15 protein-coding genes are annotated in these 18,372 nt (G+C 64.2%); 4 read left to right on the top strand and 11 right to left on the bottom strand.

Annotation, left to right across the window (positions count from 1 at the left end; all coding sequences use genetic code 11):
• Nucleotides 1–41 precede the first annotated feature (41 nt).
• The 4 genes from AC1Q7F_RS09705 to purE all read right to left on the bottom strand — a co-directional run bounded on the left by AC1Q7F_RS09705 (nucleotide 42) and on the right by purE (nucleotide 6,177).
• Nucleotides 42–3,212 (bottom strand): efflux RND transporter permease subunit, encoded by a 3,171-nt coding sequence (locus AC1Q7F_RS09705; protein ID WP_492506152.1) that lies wholly within the window; start codon nucleotides 3,210–3,212, stop codon nucleotides 42–44.
• Entirely contained in the window at nucleotides 3,209–4,381 is a 1,173-nt protein-coding gene (locus AC1Q7F_RS09710; protein WP_492506154.1) for an efflux RND transporter periplasmic adaptor subunit, read from the bottom strand. The genes AC1Q7F_RS09705 and AC1Q7F_RS09710 overlap by 4 nt, the downstream gene beginning before the upstream one ends.
• A gap of 211 nt (nucleotides 4,382–4,592) precedes the next feature.
• A complete protein-coding gene (locus AC1Q7F_RS09715) occupies nucleotides 4,593–5,669 on the bottom strand; it encodes a 5-(carboxyamino)imidazole ribonucleotide synthase (protein WP_492506156.1) in 1,077 nt (358 codons plus the stop codon).
• 40 nt (nucleotides 5,670–5,709) lie between these two features.
• Complete coding sequence (gene purE / locus AC1Q7F_RS09720; RefSeq protein ID WP_492506497.1) at nucleotides 5,710–6,177, bottom strand: 5-(carboxyamino)imidazole ribonucleotide mutase; 468 nt, start codon at nucleotides 6,175–6,177, stop codon at nucleotides 5,710–5,712.
• A 268-nt stretch (nucleotides 6,178–6,445) separates the two neighbouring features.
• On the opposite strand from purE, the gene AC1Q7F_RS09725 reads away from it, so the two are divergent.
• Nucleotides 6,446–7,135, top strand: coding sequence for a uracil-DNA glycosylase (locus AC1Q7F_RS09725; RefSeq protein WP_492506158.1), 690 nt, complete (start codon nucleotides 6,446–6,448; stop codon nucleotides 7,133–7,135).
• Nucleotides 7,136–7,516: 381 nt separating this feature from the next.
• Here AC1Q7F_RS09725 and AC1Q7F_RS09730 read toward each other — a convergent pair whose 3' ends face one another.
• From AC1Q7F_RS09730 to AC1Q7F_RS09750, 5 genes are all read right to left on the bottom strand, one after another.
• Entirely contained in the window at nucleotides 7,517–9,481 is a 1,965-nt protein-coding gene (locus AC1Q7F_RS09730; RefSeq protein ID WP_492506160.1) for a methyl-accepting chemotaxis protein, read from the bottom strand.
• 227 nt (nucleotides 9,482–9,708) lie between these two features.
• Nucleotides 9,709–10,083: a GcrA family cell cycle regulator gene (locus AC1Q7F_RS09735; protein ID WP_416573625.1), complete on the bottom strand. Its 375-nt coding sequence runs from the start codon at nucleotides 10,081–10,083 to the stop codon at nucleotides 9,709–9,711.
• A gap of 273 nt (nucleotides 10,084–10,356) precedes the next feature.
• Entirely contained in the window at nucleotides 10,357–11,808 is a 1,452-nt protein-coding gene (locus tag AC1Q7F_RS09740) for an NADP-dependent isocitrate dehydrogenase (RefSeq protein ID WP_492506162.1), read from the bottom strand.
• Between the two features lie 232 nt (nucleotides 11,809–12,040).
• Complete coding sequence (locus AC1Q7F_RS09745; protein WP_492506164.1) at nucleotides 12,041–13,231, bottom strand: vWA domain-containing protein; 1,191 nt, start codon at nucleotides 13,229–13,231, stop codon at nucleotides 12,041–12,043.
• A 53-nt stretch (nucleotides 13,232–13,284) separates the two neighbouring features.
• Nucleotides 13,285–14,667 carry an adenylate/guanylate cyclase domain-containing protein gene (locus tag AC1Q7F_RS09750; RefSeq protein ID WP_492506166.1) on the bottom strand — a complete coding sequence of 461 codons (1,383 nt, stop codon included), beginning with the start codon at nucleotides 14,665–14,667 and terminating at the stop codon, nucleotides 13,285–13,287.
• 370 nt (nucleotides 14,668–15,037) lie between these two features.
• On the opposite strand from AC1Q7F_RS09750, the gene AC1Q7F_RS09755 reads away from it, so the two are divergent.
• Both AC1Q7F_RS09755 and AC1Q7F_RS09760 read left to right on the top strand, forming a co-directional pair.
• A complete protein-coding gene (locus tag AC1Q7F_RS09755) occupies nucleotides 15,038–15,499 on the top strand; it encodes a hypothetical protein (RefSeq protein WP_492506168.1) in 462 nt (153 codons plus the stop codon).
• 108 nt (nucleotides 15,500–15,607) lie between these two features.
• Nucleotides 15,608–16,075: a spore coat protein U domain-containing protein gene (locus AC1Q7F_RS09760; protein WP_492506170.1), complete on the top strand. Its 468-nt coding sequence runs from the start codon at nucleotides 15,608–15,610 to the stop codon at nucleotides 16,073–16,075.
• A 4-nt stretch (nucleotides 16,076–16,079) separates the two neighbouring features.
• On the opposite strand, the gene AC1Q7F_RS09765 is transcribed toward AC1Q7F_RS09760, so the two are convergent.
• A complete protein-coding gene (locus AC1Q7F_RS09765; RefSeq protein ID WP_492506172.1) occupies nucleotides 16,080–16,457 on the bottom strand; it encodes an Mth938-like domain-containing protein in 378 nt (125 codons plus the stop codon).
• Between the two features lie 50 nt (nucleotides 16,458–16,507).
• Nucleotides 16,508–17,425 carry an AraC family transcriptional regulator gene (locus AC1Q7F_RS09770; protein WP_492506174.1) on the bottom strand — a complete coding sequence of 306 codons (918 nt, stop codon included), beginning with the start codon at nucleotides 17,423–17,425 and terminating at the stop codon, nucleotides 16,508–16,510.
• Between the two features lie 94 nt (nucleotides 17,426–17,519).
• On the opposite strand from AC1Q7F_RS09770, the gene AC1Q7F_RS09775 reads away from it, so the two are divergent.
• Nucleotides 17,520–18,350, top strand: a complete 831-nt coding sequence (locus AC1Q7F_RS09775) for an SDR family oxidoreductase (protein WP_492506176.1) — start codon at nucleotides 17,520–17,522, stop codon at nucleotides 18,348–18,350.
• The last annotated feature ends 22 nt before the right edge of the window (nucleotides 18,351–18,372 follow it).

Genomic DNA, 18,372 nt, shown 5'->3' on the forward strand with positions numbered 1-18,372 from the left:
ACAGGGGAAGCGGCGCAGAACGACACTTCCCCCGCCATTGTTCATGTTGTCGAAGTGATGGCCATCCCCTTCTCCCTCCCCGCGAACCGCCGGATCATGACGTAGAAGACCGGCGTGAACAGCAGGCCGAAGAAGGTCACGCCCAGCATGCCGAAAAACACGGCCGTGCCCAGGCTTTGGCGCATCTCCGCCCCCGCCCCCGACGCGATCATCAGCGGCACTACGCCCAGGATGAAGGCGAAGGACGTCATCAGGATCGGGCGCAGGCGCAGGCGGCAGGCCTCGATCACCGCGTCATAGCGGTTGCGGCCCTCCGCCTCCAGCTGGCGGGCGAACTCCACGATCAGGATGGCATTCTTCGATGCCAATCCCACCAGCACGACGAAGCCGATCTGGGCCAGGATATTATTGTCCATGCCCCGCATCATCAACCCGCCCACGGCCGACAGCAGGCACATGGGCACGATCAGCAGGATGGCGAAAGGCAGCGACCAGCTTTCATACTGCGCCGCCAGCACCAGAAAGACGAAGAACACGCAGAGCGGGAAGATATAGAGGGCGGAATTGCCGGTATTCTTCTCCTGGTATGACAGGTCGGTCCATTCCGCCTTGAAGCCGGGCGGCAGGGCGGTGGCCGCCGCCTTTTCCATCTCCGCGATGGCCGTGCCGGAACTGACGCCCGGCAGGTTGTTGCCCTGCAGCTCCGCCGCTGGGAACAGGTTGTAGCGCAGCACCCGGTCCGGTCCGGTGACGAACTTGAAATCCACGAAGGACCCGAGCTGCACCATCTGCCCCTTGTCGTTGCGCGTTTCCAGCCTGCCGATGCTTTCCGGATCCAGCCGGTATTGCCCGTCGGCCTGCGCCGTCACCTGGAAGGTGCGGCCGAACAGGTTGGTATCGTTGACATAGGCGGAGCCCAGATAGACGGCCAGCGTCTGGAACACGCTGTTCATCGGCACGCCCAGCATCTGCGCCTTGACGCGGTCCACATCCAGATAGACCTGGGGTGCCCGCGCGCTGAATGGTGTGAAGACATTGATCAGGCCGGGGATCTGGTTGCCGGCCAGGGCCAGGGCCCAGGTTGCCTGTTCCAAAGCCCCCGCCCCGGCATTGCCGACATCCTGGACGCGCAGGGTGAAGCCGCCCGATGTGCCCAGGCCGCGGATGGGCGGCGGCGGCACCACGAAGATCAGCGCCTCGGGAATGGCCATGGCCACGCGCTTTTGCAGATTCTGCAAAATGGCGGTGGCGGTCAGGCCATGGGGCAACCGTTCCTCGAACGGGTCCAGCGGCGTGAAGATGGCGCCGGCATTGGGCGCGATGGTGCGGGTGGCGCCGGAGAAGCCGGCAAACTGCACCGAATGCGCGATGCCCGGCGTCTCCCGCGCGATCTGGGCCGCCTTCTGGATCACCTTGGTGGTGTTGGACAGCGACGTGCCCTCCGGCGTCTGGATGGCCATGATCAGGTAACCCTGATCCAGCGCCGGGATGAAGCCGCCGGGGATGCGGGTGAACAGAAAGCCGGTGGCCGCGATCAGCAGCACATAGATACCGATCACGATGGGCGTCAGATGCGTGATCCGCGCCACCAGCCGCGCATAGCCATCGGCCATGCGGTCGAACAGCCGGTTGAAGCCGGCAAAGAACCGGTCGAACAGATTGGTGACCAGGGCCAGCCGGGCCTTGGCCGCATGATGTTCCGGGGTATGCGGACGCAGCAGCCGGGCGCACAGCGCCGGTGACAGGGTCAGGGAATTGAAGGCGGAGATGATGGTGGCCGCCGCGATGGTCACCGCGAACTGCCGGTAAAAGGCGCCCTGGATACCTTCGATGAAGGCGGTGGGGATGAAGACCGATGCCAGGACCAGGGCAATGGAAACCAGCGCTCCGCCCACCTCGTCCATGGTGATGCGCGCACTTTCGATGGGCGAATGGCCCAGCGCCAGATTGCGCTCGACATTCTCCACCACGACGATGGCGTCATCGACCACGATGCCAACGGCCAGCACCAGGCCGAACAGGGTCAGGTTGTTGATTGAATAGCCCAGCGCCGACATCACCGCGAAGGTACCGATCAGCGACACCGGAATGGCCAGCACCGGGATGATGGCCGCCCGCCAGCGCTGCAGGAACAGCATCACCACCAGCACGACCAGCACCATGGCCTCGCCGATGGTCTTGATCAGTTCATGGATGCTTTCGGCGATGAAACCGGTCGTGTCATAGACGATGCGATATTCCAGACCGGGCGGAAAATCCGCCGACAGGGTCTTGATGGTCTCCCGCACCCGCGCCGCCGTTTCCAGGGCGTTGGAACCGGGAAGCTGGGAAATGGCCAGCACCACGGCCGGCTTGCCGTCCAGGAAGGAATTGGTGACATAGTCGCGCGCACCCAGTTCGACCCGCGCCACATCCTTCAGCCGCACAATGCGTCCCTCATCGCCATGCTTGACGATGATATTCTCGAACTCCTGCGGCTCCGTCAGGCGGCCCTGCAGCGTGATGTTAAGCTGATAGTCGCGGGGATTGTCGAGCGGCGGCTGGCCCAGACCACCACCGGCCACCTGCACATTCTGCTGCTGGATGGCGGCCACCACCTCACCCGCCGTCATCTGCAGCGATGCGATCTTCTGCGGGTCCAGCCAGACGCGCATGGAATAGTCGCGGGCACCGAACAGGTTGATATTGCCGATACCCTCCAGCCGGTTCAGCACGTCGCGCACGCGCAGTAGGGCATAGTTGGAGATATAGAGCTGGTCATAGGTGTTGTCGGGGGACAGCAGGTGGACGACCATCATCAGGTCGGGGCTGTCCTTGCGCGTCACCACGCCATTGCGCCGCACCTCTTCCGGCAGCCGGGGCTCCGCCACCGCCACGCGGTTCTGGACCAGCACCTGCGCCTTATCCAGGTCGGTGCCCAGCTTGAAGGTGATGGTCAGGTTCATCTGGCCATCGCTGGTGGAGTTGGACGACATGTAAAGCATGCCCTCCACCCCGTTCACCTCCTGCTCGATCGGGGCGGCGACGGTATTCGCCACCGTCTGGGCGTTGGCGCCGGGATAGCGGGCATTCACCGTCACGGTGGGCGGCACCACCTCCGGATATTGCGACACCGGCAGGGTGAAATAGGCGATGGAGCCGACGGCGACGAGCAGGACCGACAGGACGATGGCGAAAACCGGCCGGTCGATGAAGAAACGGCCGATCTTCATGGCGTGCCCCCCGCGACGGCCTGGATCGGCTGTTCGACGGGGGTGACGGGGGCGCCCGGCTTGACGCGCTGCAGGCCGGCCACGATCACCTTGTCACCGATGGCCAGCCCGTCGCGGATGACGCGCAGCCCATCGACCAGCGGACCGGTGGTGACACCGCGATATGTCGCCTTGCTGTCCTTATCCACAACATAGACGAAGCGGCGGTTCTGGTCGGTGCCGATGGCGGCATCGGGCAGCAGCAACCCGTCATAATTGGGCCGGCCGACCAGACGCAGGCGGGCGAACATGCCGGGCGTGAACACCATGTCGGGATTGTCGAACACGGCGCGGGCCCGGATGGTGCCCGTGCCGTCATCGATCTGGTTATCGACGAAATCGATATGGCCCTGATGGGCAAAGCCCTGCTCATCCGGCAGCGACAGCACGACCGGATTGGCATTGTCGCGGCTGCTGGGCCGCTCACCCGATCGCGATTGGCGCTGGTAGCGCAGGTAGGAGGCCTGGTCGGCATCGAAATAGAAATGGATCGGGTCGAGCGAGACGATGGTGGTCAAAAGCGTCGACTGCGCCGACCCGCCGCTGACCAGATTGCCCACCGACACGCGATGGTTGGACACCCGGCCCGTCACCGGCGCCTTCACGGAGGTGAATTCCAGATCCAGCTCGGCGGAGCGCGCCTGCGCCTGGGCCGCCAGCAATTGGGCCTGGGCGGCCTGCAGCTGCTGGGACCTTGTATCCAGCACCGATTGCGACACGGCCTGGGTCTGGCGCAAATCGCGGGCCCGGTCCAGCTCGCGCTGGGCCAGTTGCACCGACGCCAGCGCCTGACCGACGCCGGCCTTGGCCGCATCGGCAATCGCCTGATAGGGGCGCGGATCGATGACGAACAGCGGGTCGCCCTTGAACACCACCTGCCCGTCCTGGAAATTCACGGCGGTCAGATAGCCGCTGACCCGCGCGCGGATTTCCACCTCCTCCACGGCGGCGAAACGGCCGGTATATTCATCCCATTCCTGGACGTTCTTTTTCACCGCCTGCGAGACGACGACCTGGGGCGGCGGCGGTGTGCCCGCCCCCTGTCCGCCCTTACCGCACCCGGCCAGGGCCAGAAGCCCCGTCAGCCCGGCGGCCACCAGAACCAGCCGGCCGGCATGGCGCGCATCCATGGAAACCTCCAACAAACAACCCTCTTCAACCTTCAGCATGACAAGGGTTGGATCGGATGCATTCCATAATCTTGCTGCGTCATTGTTGCGGCAGCGAAGAATGGCGCAAGGGTGATATGAGTCTTCGTGCGCCCTCACGCGCCGGGCGCCGCCATCCGGCGGCTTGTCTAACGCCGCACGTGCGGCGGGCCGGCCGTCGCCGGCCTGAGTTTTAAGCTTGTGCTGCCGGGCGCGTCACATGCCCCATCTTGCGGCCCGGCCGGGCGTCGCCCTTGCCATAAAGATGCAGGCGCGCACCCGGCTCCGCCAGGATCGACTGCCAGGCATCGACATCGTCGCCGATCAGGTTGGTCATGGTGCAGGGGCTGATGACGCCCACCGGCCCCAGGGCCAGGCCGCAGATGGCGCGGACCAACTGCTCGAACTGGCTGGTCTCGGCAAAATCGATGGTCCAGTGCCCGGAATTGTGCGGGCGCGGTGCCATCTCGTTGACCAGAAGGCGCCCTTCGCGGGTCACGAACATCTCCACCGCCAGCAGACCCACCACATGCAATTCGCTGGCGATGGCCTCGGCGATGCGCACGGCCTCCGCCGTCAGGTCCGGACTGATGGCGGCCGGCACGGTAGTGGTGTCCAGGATGCCCGACTTGTGCCGGTTCTCCACCGGCGGGTAGGAGATGATGGTGCCGTCGGCGCGGCGCGCCGTGATCACGGAAATCTCGCGCTCGAAATCCACGAAACCTTCCAGGATCGCCTCATCGCTGCCGATGGCATCGAAGGCACCGCTCAGATCATCACCGGGATTCAGGCGCAGCTGGCCCTTGCCGTCATAGCCCATGCGGGTGGATTTCAGGATGGCCGGCAGTCCGATCTCCGCCGCCGCCTGGGTCAGCTGTTCCAGGGTACGCACGGCGCGGAAGGGGGCGGTACCGATGCCCAGCTTGTTGGCGAAGCTCTTTTCCGCCACCCGATCCTGGGCCACCGACAGGACGTTGGATCCCGGATGCACGCCGACATGGCGGGCCAGGAAATCCACCGCATAAGTGGGCACATTCTCCCATTCCAGGGTGATGACAGCCACGTCATCGGCAAACCGCGCCAGGGCGCGCAGGTCATGCCAGCCGGCCTGGGTATGGTGGGCCACCACCTGGCCGCACGAACTGTCCATGCTTTCCGGCGCGAAGACATGCACCTTGTAGCCCAGGCGCGCAGCGGCCAGCGCCGTCATGCGGCCCAGCTGGCCGGCACCCAGGATGCCGATGATGGAACCGGGGGGGATCACGGTCATGGGGGGCTTCCTTCGCGCGGGATAGGTTCCGGGGGGCGGATCAGACGGGCTCGTCCACAGGCACCAGGGCCACGGCATCCGTCGCCCTTGCCCGCCACGCAACCAGGGCCGCATCCAGCCGTTCATCGGACAGGGCTAGGATGCCGGCGGCCAGCAGCCCGGCATTGATGGCCCCGGCCTTGCCGATGGCCAGCGTGCCGACCGGCACACCGCCCGGCATCTGCACGATGGAGAGAAGGCTGTCCTGGCCCTTCAGCGCGTGGCTTTCCACGGGCACGCCCAGCACCGGCAGGCTGGTCATGCTGGCCGCCATGCCCGGCAGGTGGGCGGCACCGCCGGCACCGGCGATGATCACCTTGATCCCCCGGCCCTTGGCGGAGGTGGCGTAATCATAGAGGCGCTGCGGGGTGCGGTGGGCGGAGACGATCCGCGTCTCGAACGCCACGCCCAGATCGGCCAGGATGGTGGCCGCGTGCTTCATGGTGGTCCAGTCGGACTGGCTGCCCATGATGATGCCGACGGGCACAGGTGCCCCCTGGCTGTCGCGGGTGGTATCGAAGCTCACGGCTGCCGGCTCCCCTGTCGTTTTCTGGGCACGAACCCGGAAAGCGCGGGATTATAGGCACCCCACCCCACGGCACAACAGCCGGGCACGCGGGGGCGGCCCGGCGGAAATTCATGCGTACGGCCGAACCACAGGGCGAGCGCTTCCCCTTGACCGGTGAAGCGGCAGCCAATACCCCTTCGGGAACAGCATATAAGGGGGATAAAGCATCATGGCGGGACGGCAGGCGGCGGTCAGGAACATCATCACCCCGGGCGGCACCCCCGCCGTGCCGGACCGGGATTGCGCCCTGTGCCCGCGCCTGGCGGATTTCCGCCGGGAGAACCGCATCAAGTTCCGAGCATATCACAATGCCCCCGTTCCGGCCTTCGGCACGCTGGCGGGCACGCTGCTGATCGTGGGGCTGGCGCCCGGCCTGCATGGGGCCAATCAGACGGGACGGCCCTTCACCGGCGATTATGCCGGCGACCTGCTGTATGACACGCTGGTCCGCTACGGCTTCGCGCGCGGCACCTATGGCCGCCGGCCCGATGATGGCTTGGAACTTCTGGACACGCGCCTGACCAATGCCGCCCGCTGCGTGCCGCCGGAGAACAAACCGACCCCGGCGGAGATCACCACCTGCCGTGATTTCCTCAGCCAGGAGATTGCGGCCATGCCCAACCTGCGCGCCATCGTGGCACTGGGCACCGTGTCGCACGCCAGCACCGTCACGGCACTGGGCCGGCGCCCAGCCCATTTCGCCTTCGGCCATGGCGCGCGCCATGATGTGCGCAACGGGGTCGTGCTTTTCGACAGCTATCACTGCTCCCGCTACAACACCAATACCGGGCGTCTGACGCCGGAGATGTTCCAGACGGTGTTCGCCGCCGTGCGGGAGCATATCGACCGGAACGGTTGAGAGAACGGCTGAACGCAGCCCCGCCCCGATGCCGAATTTTGACCCATCCGCGGCATCGCGCGCGGCTGGATGATCACGCCGACATCAGGCGCCAAGCGCGGCGCCGACGACGAACCATGCATACATGGTGCCGAAGAAACCGGTAATGGCCAGGAAATCACGAACGTAAGCAGCGCGGTTCATGTGAGCCTCCTTCGTTTTCGTGACGCCACATTGTCAGAACAAAAAAAGAACATCAAGGTGTTTGTTCCTTTTTTGTTCGCATCCCTCGTGCCCTGTTCCATACGCCCCACGCATAGCGGCATATGACGGAACCAAAGAAAGGGCCGAACGGTTATCCCGTCCGGCCCAGTTTTCACCTGATGCGGGAGCGTGGGCCCGTCAGGCGGCGCGTGCTTCGATCAGATAGCGGTCGACCTGTTGCGAGAGGTTGCCCGCACCCTTGCTGAGTTCACTGGCGGAACCGCGCACCTGTACGGCGGCGGCGCCGGTTTCACCGGTGGCCTGGTTGACCCCGCTGATATGTTCGGTCACATCGCGGGTGCCCATGGCGGCCTGGGCGATGTTGCTGGCGATCTCCCGCGTGGCGGCCTGCTGCTGTTCCACAGCGGCGGAGATGGCGGCGGCTGTGGTGTGCAGTTCGCGGATCATGTCGGTCATGCCGCGCAGGGCGGAGCCGGCCCGACCCGATGCGTTCTGGATCTCCTCCACCTTCTGGCGGATGCGGTCCGTGGCCTGGGCCGTCTGTGTGGCCAGCCCCTTCACCTCTCCCGCCACCACGGCGAAGCCCTTGCCGGCCTCGCCGGCGCGCGCGGCCTCGATGGTGGCGTTCAGGGCCAGAAGGTTGGTCTGGGCCGCGATGGCATTGATCAGTTGCACCACCTCGCCCACTTCCTGGGCGCTGTCGGTCAACTGACGCATCAGCACGTCGGCCTGTTCGGCCTCGTTGACGGCGCGGTTGGTGCGGCTGTTGGAGGCTTCGGCCTGGCGACCGATCTCCTGGATGGAGGCGGCCAGTTCCTCGGTGGCGCTGGCCACAGCGGCGACATTGGCGCTGGCTTCTTCGGCGGCGGCGGCCACGGCGACGGACTGGCCGGTGGCGCTCTCAGCGGTATGGCTCAGCGCATCGGCGGCACGTGCCATCTCCTCGGCCGCCTGGGTGACAAGATCGACGACGCCCTTCACATTCTGTTCGAAATCATTGGTCAGGTTGACCTGCCGCGTGACCAGCGACCAGGTCAGCATCGGCGCCACATAGCGGCCTTCAGTGTCGTGGATGGCACTGACGCGCAGGTCCATCACTTCGCTACCCAGCTTGATCTTGGTGTGATGCGGCAGGTTGGCGGGATTGGCCAGGATGCGGCGCTGATGCTCGGGATGCTTATGCAGGATGTCGATGGACTGGCCCATCAGTTCCTCCACCTTGCACGGCAGCAGATGTTCCACGGTTTTCAGCACTTCCACGCTGCGCTTGTTCATATAGGTGACGCGGAATTCATCGTTGGGATCACAGGTCATCACGCCCAACGGCGCATCGGCGATCATCTGGGCCTGGGCAAAGGCCTGGGCCGATGTCAGACGCAGCTTGTCGAAGGCGGTGGCGATGCGCCCCAACTCGTCCCGGCGGGTCCACGCAAAGGCCCGGGTCGTGCGACCGTCGGCCAGATTGCTCATCGCCTGGCAGACCTGGTTCATCGGTGCGAGAACGGTACGGGCCAGACCGAAGGCACACAGAATGGCGATCAGGGCCGCTCCGGCAATGACGGACCAGAGCGTGGTGAGCAGGCCCTCCCTGCCATTATCGGCCACCACCGTCCTCTCTGCCAATTGTGCGCGTTCGGCGGCCTCTACAGCGTCCAGCCCCTCGCGCAGCTTCTGCATGATGGGGGCGCTGACATGCCGTGCCACCAGGTCGCGCGCCGCCTGAAGCCCTCCGGGCTGACCCGCCAGCGCAATTTCACGCTCGGCGACTTCCTTCTGCCATTCGTCAGCCGCATTGGCGACCGACCGCAACATCACTTGCTCGTCCCCATCAGTGGAAGTGAGGGTCATGGCATCGGCGATCGCTTGTTTGAACCGAACCCGCGCCGGCTCCATGGTGCTCAGGAAGCTCTTGTCACCCGTCACCAGAAAGGCGCGCATCGCACTTTCCTGCTGCTGGATGGCGATCTGCAGGGTCGATACATCGTCCAGCACCCGATAGCTCTCGGTATTCAGGTCCACCGCCTCATGCGTGTGGTTGACGATCCGGGTAATACCGACACCCGATATGGCAACACCGCCAATGACAATGCCAAAGGCAAGCCCCAGCTTGCCCATGACCGGAAGATTGGAAAGACCTGACATTATGACACGCTCCCTTGAACTGGGCCGGCGATTTTTTCGCCTGCGACAGGGTGCGTCGGGATTGTTAACTGAGTTTTAACGGCGAGGGTTGACAGGATTGGAATAATGGAAACTATCCATATGCACTGCGATCATTTGAAGTTGATTTGGTGACAAGAATAATTATAAAAAAAGCCCCGGCACCTTTCGGCACCGGGGCTTTGATTACAACCTTTCGGTCAGGTTCGTCAGGCAACACCCAACTTGCGGTCATCATCGCGCTTGCGGGCCGGCTGATAGGCGATGGCCGCGTGTTCGGCGCAATAGGGAAGACCGTTCAGCGACTGCTTGCCGCAGAAATGGAAATCCGGGGACTTGGGATCGCCGACCGGCCATTTGCACATACGTTCCGTCAGCGACAGGATCGTGGCGCCCTTGGTCGGCTTCTTCTTGATTGGCGACGGCCGGCCCGACAGGCCCAGACGATGCGCCTTGCCGATCACGGCATTGCGGGTGACATTGCCCAACAACTCGGCGATCTCGCTGGCACTCATGCCTTGACCCCAAAGCTGGCGCAGCTTTTCAACGCGCTCTTCGCTCCAGGTGCTTTCCGTCGCTTCCACGCTCCAGGTCCCCTTGTGGTATGGCAATTACCGAAACCGGATCAGGCAGTTATCCACATGCAGCAGGTTCGCCCCGAACCCTGTGGATTGCTGCCCCATCCCTTGTCCGGCCACTAAATATGGTGGCCTGTTGACTTAGAACCTACCAAATTTGAGTCGGCTTGTGTAGGGGGCGCCGCACGGATTCCTGTGGGTAACTCCGTTACCTATCCGAAGGGGGAAGAGGGTTCTATGCCCCTTCCCCCATCCGCTATGCTCCCGCCTATTACCGCATTACTGCCCGGCGGCCGCGGAGAAGCCGTTGGCGCCATCAAAACTGTAGAGGCTGGCCGTCTGCACCACGTCCAGGCCGGCATCCGCCAGGCGGCCCAGCAGGGCGATGATGGTGGCTGGCGCGACGGTGCTCTTGGCTTCGCCCAGCAGGCGCAGGCGCCAATGGTCGGTGCAGAAGGTCTCCGGTGCCCCGTCCGGCCAGACCTTCTGGCCGCGGTTGGAGATCATGGAAAGCTTCAGGTCGCTGCCGATCAGGCCGGCCACGCGGGCCGCCATGTCGTCACCATTGCCGCCCTTGTGATCCAGGAACACATCCACGCCGATCAGCTTCTTCTCAGCGCGCGCATAATCCTTCAGCGCGATGCCGGCGAAGCTGGACTTCTCGCCCACCTGATAGGAGGCGGGGATCAGCTGCGTCGGGCGTTCACCCAGCCGGTCGATCAGGTTGTGGGCGAAATCGCGCGTGCCGACACGGGCCTTGGAGACGCCGCGCTTGAAGATATCGACGGTATGGATACCGTCCTCGATCATGCGCAGCCAGGCATTATGGATCTTTTCGGCGGCTTCCGCCTGGCCGATATGGACCAGCATCATCACCGAGGCCAGGATCAGGCCGGACGGGTTGGCGATGTTCTTGCCGGCGATGGTGGGGGCGGAACCGTGGATGGCCTCGAACATGGCGCACTGGTCGCCGATGTTCGACGAGCCGGCCAGACCGACGGAGCCGGTGATCTGGGCGGCGATGTCGGAGATGATGTCGCCATAGAGGTTCAGCGTGACGATCACGTCGAACTGTTCCGGCGTGTCGGCCAGCCGGGCGGCACCGATATCGACGATCATGCTTTCATGCTCGATATCGGGATATTCGGCGGCGATTTCGTCAAAGACGCGATGGAACAGGCCATCGCTGATCTTCATGATATTGTCCTTCACGAAAGCCGTCACCTTGCGGCGATGGTTCGCGCGGGCATATTCAAAGGCATAGCGGATGATCTTTTCCGACCCCGGCCGGGTGATCAGCTTCACCGCCTGCGTCACTTCCTGCGTCTGCCGGTACTCGATGCCGGCATACAGGTCTTCCTCATTCTCGCGCACGATGACCACGTCCATGGTCGGGTGCTTGGTCGAGACATAAGGGTGATAGGACACGCAGGGGCGGATATTGGCATAGAGGCCCAGGGCACCGCGGATGGTGACGTTCAACGACTTGTACCCGCCGCCCTGCGGCGTGGTGATCGGGGCCTTCAGGAACACCTTGGTGCGGCGCAGGCTTTCCCAGGCGCTGGGCTCCATGCCGTTCATGATGCCGCGTTTATAGACGCTCTCGCCGATCTGGATTTCTTCGAACGCCAGGTTGGCGCCGGCCGCCTGCAGCACTTCCAGCGTGGCGTCCATGATCTCGGGGCCGATGCCATCGCCGCGGGCGATGGTAATGGGTGTGGGTTCGGTCATGTGCAGGGTCCTTTTCGTCAATACCCGTCCCCTTCAGCGGGGTTTGCCGGGCTTGCGGCTGTGGAAAATACGCTCAGGCCCGCCCGCGCGCAATCGCACCGAAGGTCGGGGCGGCCCTGCCGGGATGGCGCAAGTCGCGGACGATAAAGCACTTTTGTGTCGGCTTGGAGGTATCGGCCCTAATTATCTGATCCCACCAAGACAACACCGCCTCACCCGTCCCCTGTGGGTGTTACCGCATCAGTTCCCGCATCCCGGCATCCAGCCCGGCCAGGCTCAGCGGGTACATCCGGTCGTCCATGACCTTGCGCAGCAACCCGATGGATTGCGTGTAGGACCAGAACCGTTCCTCCGCCGGGTTCAGCCAGATGGCATGGCGGTACTTGTCCAGCAGGCGCCGCATCCAGACGATGCCCGCCTCCTCGTTGAAATGCTCGACGCTGCCACCAGGTTGGGTGATCTCATAGGGGCTCATCGAGGCGTCGCCCACGAAGACCAGCTTATAGTCGGGGCCGTAGGTATTGATGACGTCGAAGGTGGGGATGCGCTCCACATGCCGGCGCTTATTGTCCTTCCACACGCCCTCATAGACGCAATTATGGAAATAATAATATTCCAGATGCTTGAATTCACCGCGCGCGGCGCTGAACAGTTCCTCGCACAGGCGGATATGGTCGTCCATCGACCCGCCAATATCCAGGAACAGCAGCACCTTCACGGTATTGTGCCGTTCCGGCACCATCTTGATGTCCAGCCAGCCGGCATTGCGCGCCGTGGAACTGATCGTGTCAGGCAGGTCCAACGTCTCCGCCGCCCCTTGGCGTGCGAATTTGCGCAGGCGGCGCAGGGCTACCTTGATGTTGCGGGTGCCCAGCTCGACGCTGTCATCCAGATTCTTGAACTCGCGCTTGTCCCAAACCTTCACCGCGCGGCGGTGGCGGCTGCCCTCCTGCCCGATGCGCACACCTTCGGGATTGTAGCCATAGGCACCGAACGGACTGGTGCCGGCCGTGCCGATCCATTTATTGCCACCCTGATGACGGTCCTTTTGCTCAGCCAAGCGTTGCGCCAGCGTCTCCATCAGCTTGTCCCAGCCACCCAGCGCCTCGATCTGCGCCTTCTCCTCCTCGGTCAGGAACTTCTCGGCCAGTTTGCGCAGCCATTCCTCGGGGATCTGGGCCGTCAATTCCTCCGGACCAACGGCCCCGCTACCTTCCAGCCCCTTGAAGACGGTGGCAAAGACGCGGTCGAACTTGTCCAGGTTGCGCTCATCCTTCACCAGGATGGCACGGGACAGATAATAGAAATCCTCCACCGCGTAGCCGGCGATGCCGGCCTGCATCGCCTCCATCAGCGCCAGATATTCCTTAAGGCTGACGGGTACGCCCGCCTTGCGCAAATCATAGAAGAAGCCGGTGAACATGGGGGCAACGTTCCGGAAGGGTCATGCGTCGGGCCGTCAGGATAGCACAGCCCTCACGCCGCGCACGACGCATCGTCGCTGTCGGCATGCAGCGGCCGATACCACAGTGCGACGGCACCGTCGCGCCCACGCAGCGGCATCTCCTCCACCCGGCGATATCCCTTCAGCGCCGCCTCCCCATCGGTGACCAGGGCGGCACCCGCCACCTCGTCGGAGATGACGATACCGGCCTCCAACTCGCGGGTCAGGTGCATCAGGCGGCTGGCCACATTCACCGTATCGCCGATGACGGTGAATTCCAGCCGCTGGTCCGACCCGATATCGCCGGCCACCACCGCCCCGTAATGCACGCCGATGCCCAGGCCCACTGAGGGCATGCCGCGCGCTGCACGTTCCCGGTTCCAATCATCGACGGCGTCCTGCATGTCATGGGCGCAGCCCAAGGCCGCCGCCGGGTCGCGGCCCGAGGGTGCCAGCAGGCCAAACGTGGCCATGACGCAATCGCCGATATATTTGTCGACCGTGCCGCCATGGGTGAACACCGCCTTCTCCATGCGGATGCGGAACTGGCGCAGCAGGTCGATGATCTCCGCCGCCGGCGCATTCTCGCACAGGCGGGTGAAACCCGTCAGGTCGGCGAACAGCACGGCCACGACGCGGCTGTTGGGCCGCGACAGGGGGCTGTCGCGGGCCGCCAGCCGTTCCACCATCTCCGGGGAGAAATAGCGGGCCAGGTTCGCCCGCTCGCACTCCGTTGCCGCCTGGTTGACCAGCAAGGTCTTCGACCGGCGCACCGCGGCAGCCAGGGTCAGGGCCACCAGGATCAGGAACAGCACCTGGGTCAGCCAGTTGGTCAGGTCGATATAGCGCGGGTTTTGCATCACCCGCACGAAATCCCCGGCATCGGTCCCCGACCACAGCCAGTTCATCGGCATGGTGAAGGTGCCGGGCTGGCGCAGGGCGTGGATAACAGCGGCCGACCAGGACAAGGCGGCCGTCATCCCGCTCCACACCACCAGTGCCGGACGCTGGACCATGACGGAACTGGCGATCAACAGGAAATAGACATCGAACCAGACGCTGCGCGTATTCATCGCCGGCGACAACGCCTCGCCCCCGATCGTGACAGGCGTGATCATCACCACGGCGATGGCGACATGGTCGAATGCCACCGACGCGAACAGCATCCAGGGCCGGAAAAGGCGGGTGCGGTGCACGGCCCAGAGGGCCAGACCGTTGCAGGCCACGATGGCGATCCCCAGGTAACCGGCCGCATTCTCCCCGTTCTGGTCGAGCAGCGCCACCCAGGCGAAAATCGCCCCGAGCGCGATCAGCCGCGCCCAGGTCGCCACTTCGATGCCGCGCGACTGTTCGCGCTGGAACACGGCCTGCAGCCGCGCTTCGGTCCCCAGGTTGCGATCCGACTGGTTGCTCATACCACCCTTCCCTGCCGCCCCCCGGCGACATCTTCCCCCCGACCAACCTGTCGCGGGGATACGCCATCCTATCAGGATTATGCGTCAACCCACACAAGCCGATCCCGCAAGCCGGCGCACAATGACGCGTGAAAAAGGAAAGCTGATGGCGCGGCTCAGGGCAAGGACCACAGAACTTGCAAAAGTTTTTGCATATAGCAATGCTATTTTATAATAACTGCAAAATGCAACGAACACTTCCGACCAGAGGGAACCACCACCCCAAGGATTCCGTCACTTTCGACCCCCCACCCGATTGGCATACCCCCTGCAACCCTTGGTTCCCATGAAGGCGACAACGCCTCACCACAAAGAACCGACGGAGCCTGCCATGACCACGTTCTTCGCCAAGACCGCCGCCGCCGCCCTGATCGCCGCCGCCATCGCCGCCCCCGCCATGGCGCAGAACGCGTCGGGCACGGTGCAGTTGAAGGGCAATGTGGCGCTGACCTGCACCATCGCCGTCCAGGACCTGGGCCAGTCCCTGTCCTTGAAGAATGGCGAGAGCAACAAGACCGTCGGCTCCGTCACCGAGAACTGCAATTCCGGCTCGGGCTACAAGATCACGCTGGCCTCCTCCAACGCCGGCAAGCTGAAGTCTGGCAACTTCACCATCGATTATCAGGTGAACTATGACAGCTTCACCGGCGCGCTGACCAGCCAGGCCGTCGTCGACCGCGCCAACGCCCAATTCAACAAGAAGTCTGACCTGAAGGTCACGGTCGGCGCGTCCGACCAGTATATCGCCGGCGACTATGCCGACACCGTCACCGTGACCATCGCCGCCAAGTAATCCCCCAAGGAACCGCCGCCCCCTCCCCAGGTCGGCGGTTCCTGCCTTATCAAACCCCGTTCCAAAACGGACCGGGTCCTTCCATAGCCAGAACCGGAGAGGTGCAGAATGCGCCACATGCTGGTCCGGGCCATCGCGGCCCTGTTGCTGTCCACCACCGCCCTGATGCCTGCCGCCAGCCTGGCGCAGAGCAGTTCGGGCGGTGTTTCGCTGCGTGGAACCATGCCCATGTCCTGCGCCATCGCCGTGCAGGACATGAACGCCACCTGGAACCTGACCTCAGGCGAAAGCGCCAAGACAGTGGGCGCGGTGACGGAGACCTGCAATGCCGGCAACGGCTATTCGATCAGTCTGGCCTCGGCCAATGGCGGCAAGCTGAAAAGCGGCGCCAACGAGATCGCCTATACGGTCGATTATGACAGCAGTGCAGGCAACCTGAACAGCCAGATGGTGGTGCAGCGGGCCAGCGCCCAGTTCGGCAAGAAATCCGACCTGAAGGTCACGGTACCCATCTCCGGCCAGCATGTGGCCGGCGACTATGCCGACACCATCACCGTGACCATCGCCGCGCGCTGAAGATTTATACGGGCAACAAGGCTGCCGCCACCCGCCGCCCCTCGGCCAGCAGCACATTATAGGTGCGGCAGGCGGCAGGACTGTCCATCACGTCCACGACGATCCCCTGCTCCCGCAGCGCCTTGCGCAGCACCGGTGGCAGCAGTTGCATGCGCGCACCCGACCCCAGCAGCAGCACCTCCGGCTTCGGATCGGCAGCCAGCACCGGCGCGAAATGGTCGTCCGTCAGGCCGGGAAAGCCCGGCACATCCCAGGCCAGCGTGCGGTCGGGGAACACGATGACCGCCCCTTCATGCAGCACGTTCGACACCCGGAAACGGCCGGGGGCGTAGGTGTCGATGACCTGCCGGTCGGCGGGAATGATGGGGGTGATATCGACCATGACGAGACTTTCGGGAATAGGGGCACCCGATATGTAGGGCGCTGCCGGCGTCAGGCCAAGCCAATTGCACTGCGATGCTGGCGGGCAAAGGCGCCGGGCGGGCAGCCGACGCGCCGCCGGAACGCCGTACTGAAGGCGCTGGCCGATTCATAGCCGATCTCCTCGGCCAGCCGGTCCAGCGACTTGGCACCCCGGCTCAGGGCGTCGCGGGCCAGGGACATCCGCCAGCGCGCCAGATACTCCATGGGCCCGCAGCCCAGACCTTCCGAAAACCGTGCCGCGAAGGCCGACCGCGACATGCCGGCCCGCCGCGCCAGATCGGCCACCGTCCATGCCCCGCGGACATCCCCATGCATCAGGCGCAGCACGCCGGCCAGGGCCGGGTCCCGCATCCCGGCCAGCAGCCCTGCCGACAGCCCGGCATGGTCATTGCCGGGCCAGCGCAAGCATTCGACCAGCATCACCTCCAGCAGCCGTTCCAGCACGATGGCCCGGCCCGGCCGGTCTGCCGCGCATTCATCCATGACCAGACGGATCAGGCCGGTCAGGCGCCCCGTGTCCCCGTCGGCAGTGCGGATATGGATCATCTCCGGCAGCATCGGCAGCAGCAACGGTGCATTGACCTGTTCGATCAGGAAGGTGCCGCCCAGCATCTCCACATCCGGATCGCCTTCCGGATCGCCATGGCGCACCGCGCTGTCCACCGGCTCCCGTTGCTCACAAACAATGCCGGGGGCACTGAACAGCGAAAAGGCCGGTGTGGCCGGCAGCAGCACGAAATCTCCCGGCTCCATCAGCACCGGTTCGCCCCCCTCAACCGCCAGCCAGCATTGCCCCTTCAGCACCAGGGCAAAGCCCGGCTGACGATAGGCCGAATATCGCACGCCCCACCGGCCGCGCCCCGTGATGGGCTTGGCGATGGCGGTATGCGGGCGCAGCAGGGCGACGATATCACTGAGAGGATCCACTTTGGACGATCCATAATTAAATCTGGATTATGGATTATAGATCATCCTGACGATCTGTCTATCTTCCAAGCCACCAACCTTGGGAGAAAACAAGATGACCCGCACGATCCTCATCACCGGCACCTCATCAGGCTATGGCAAGGCCATGGCCGACCTGTTCCTTGATCGCGGCTGGAACGTCATCGCCACCATGCGGCGTCCGGACCCGTCACTCTTCACCACCCATACCGACCGGCTGAAGCTGCTGGCGCTGGACATCACGGACGAGGGCAGCATCAATGATGCCATCGCGGCCGGGGTGGACGCGTTCGGCGCCATCGATGTCTGGGTCAACAATGCCGGCATCGGCCTGGCCTCGATTGTCGAGGCGACACCCGACAGCGTGGTGCGCGAGATTTTCGAGACCAATACCTTCGGCACCATCAACGCCTGCCGCGCCATCATCCCGCAGATGCGCCGCCAGGGACACGGCACCATCATCAACGTGACCTCCAGCACCACCATCGGCGTCATGCCCCTGGTCGCCATCTATGCCGCCAGCAAATGCGCCGTGGAGGGCTTCACCGAATCCCTGTCGCACGAGTTGGAAGGCTTCAACATCACGGCGCGGCTGGTGGAACCGGGCTATGCACCGACCACGAATTTCACCGCCAACGGCATGGCGCGGATGCAGGGGCTGATCACCGCCGACTATGCCGGCTTCGCCCAGGCCTGCTTCGCCAGGATGGGCAATTACCCGACCGGTTTCTGCACGGAGGCCGAGGTGGCGCAAGCAACCTTCGCTGCCGCGACCGATGACGGCGTGCAGCTGCGCTATCCGGCCGGTGCGGATACGAAGCTGCTGGCCCAACTGCGCTGGAGCAGTTCGGAGGAGCATTATCAGATTAGGATGCGGGAGATGTTCAGCCCGGCGACTGCGCCCTGAACGGAAGGTTCCGAAGAGATGG

This window comes from Niveispirillum sp. GW835-FHT14G11 (genome assembly GCF_058793615.1).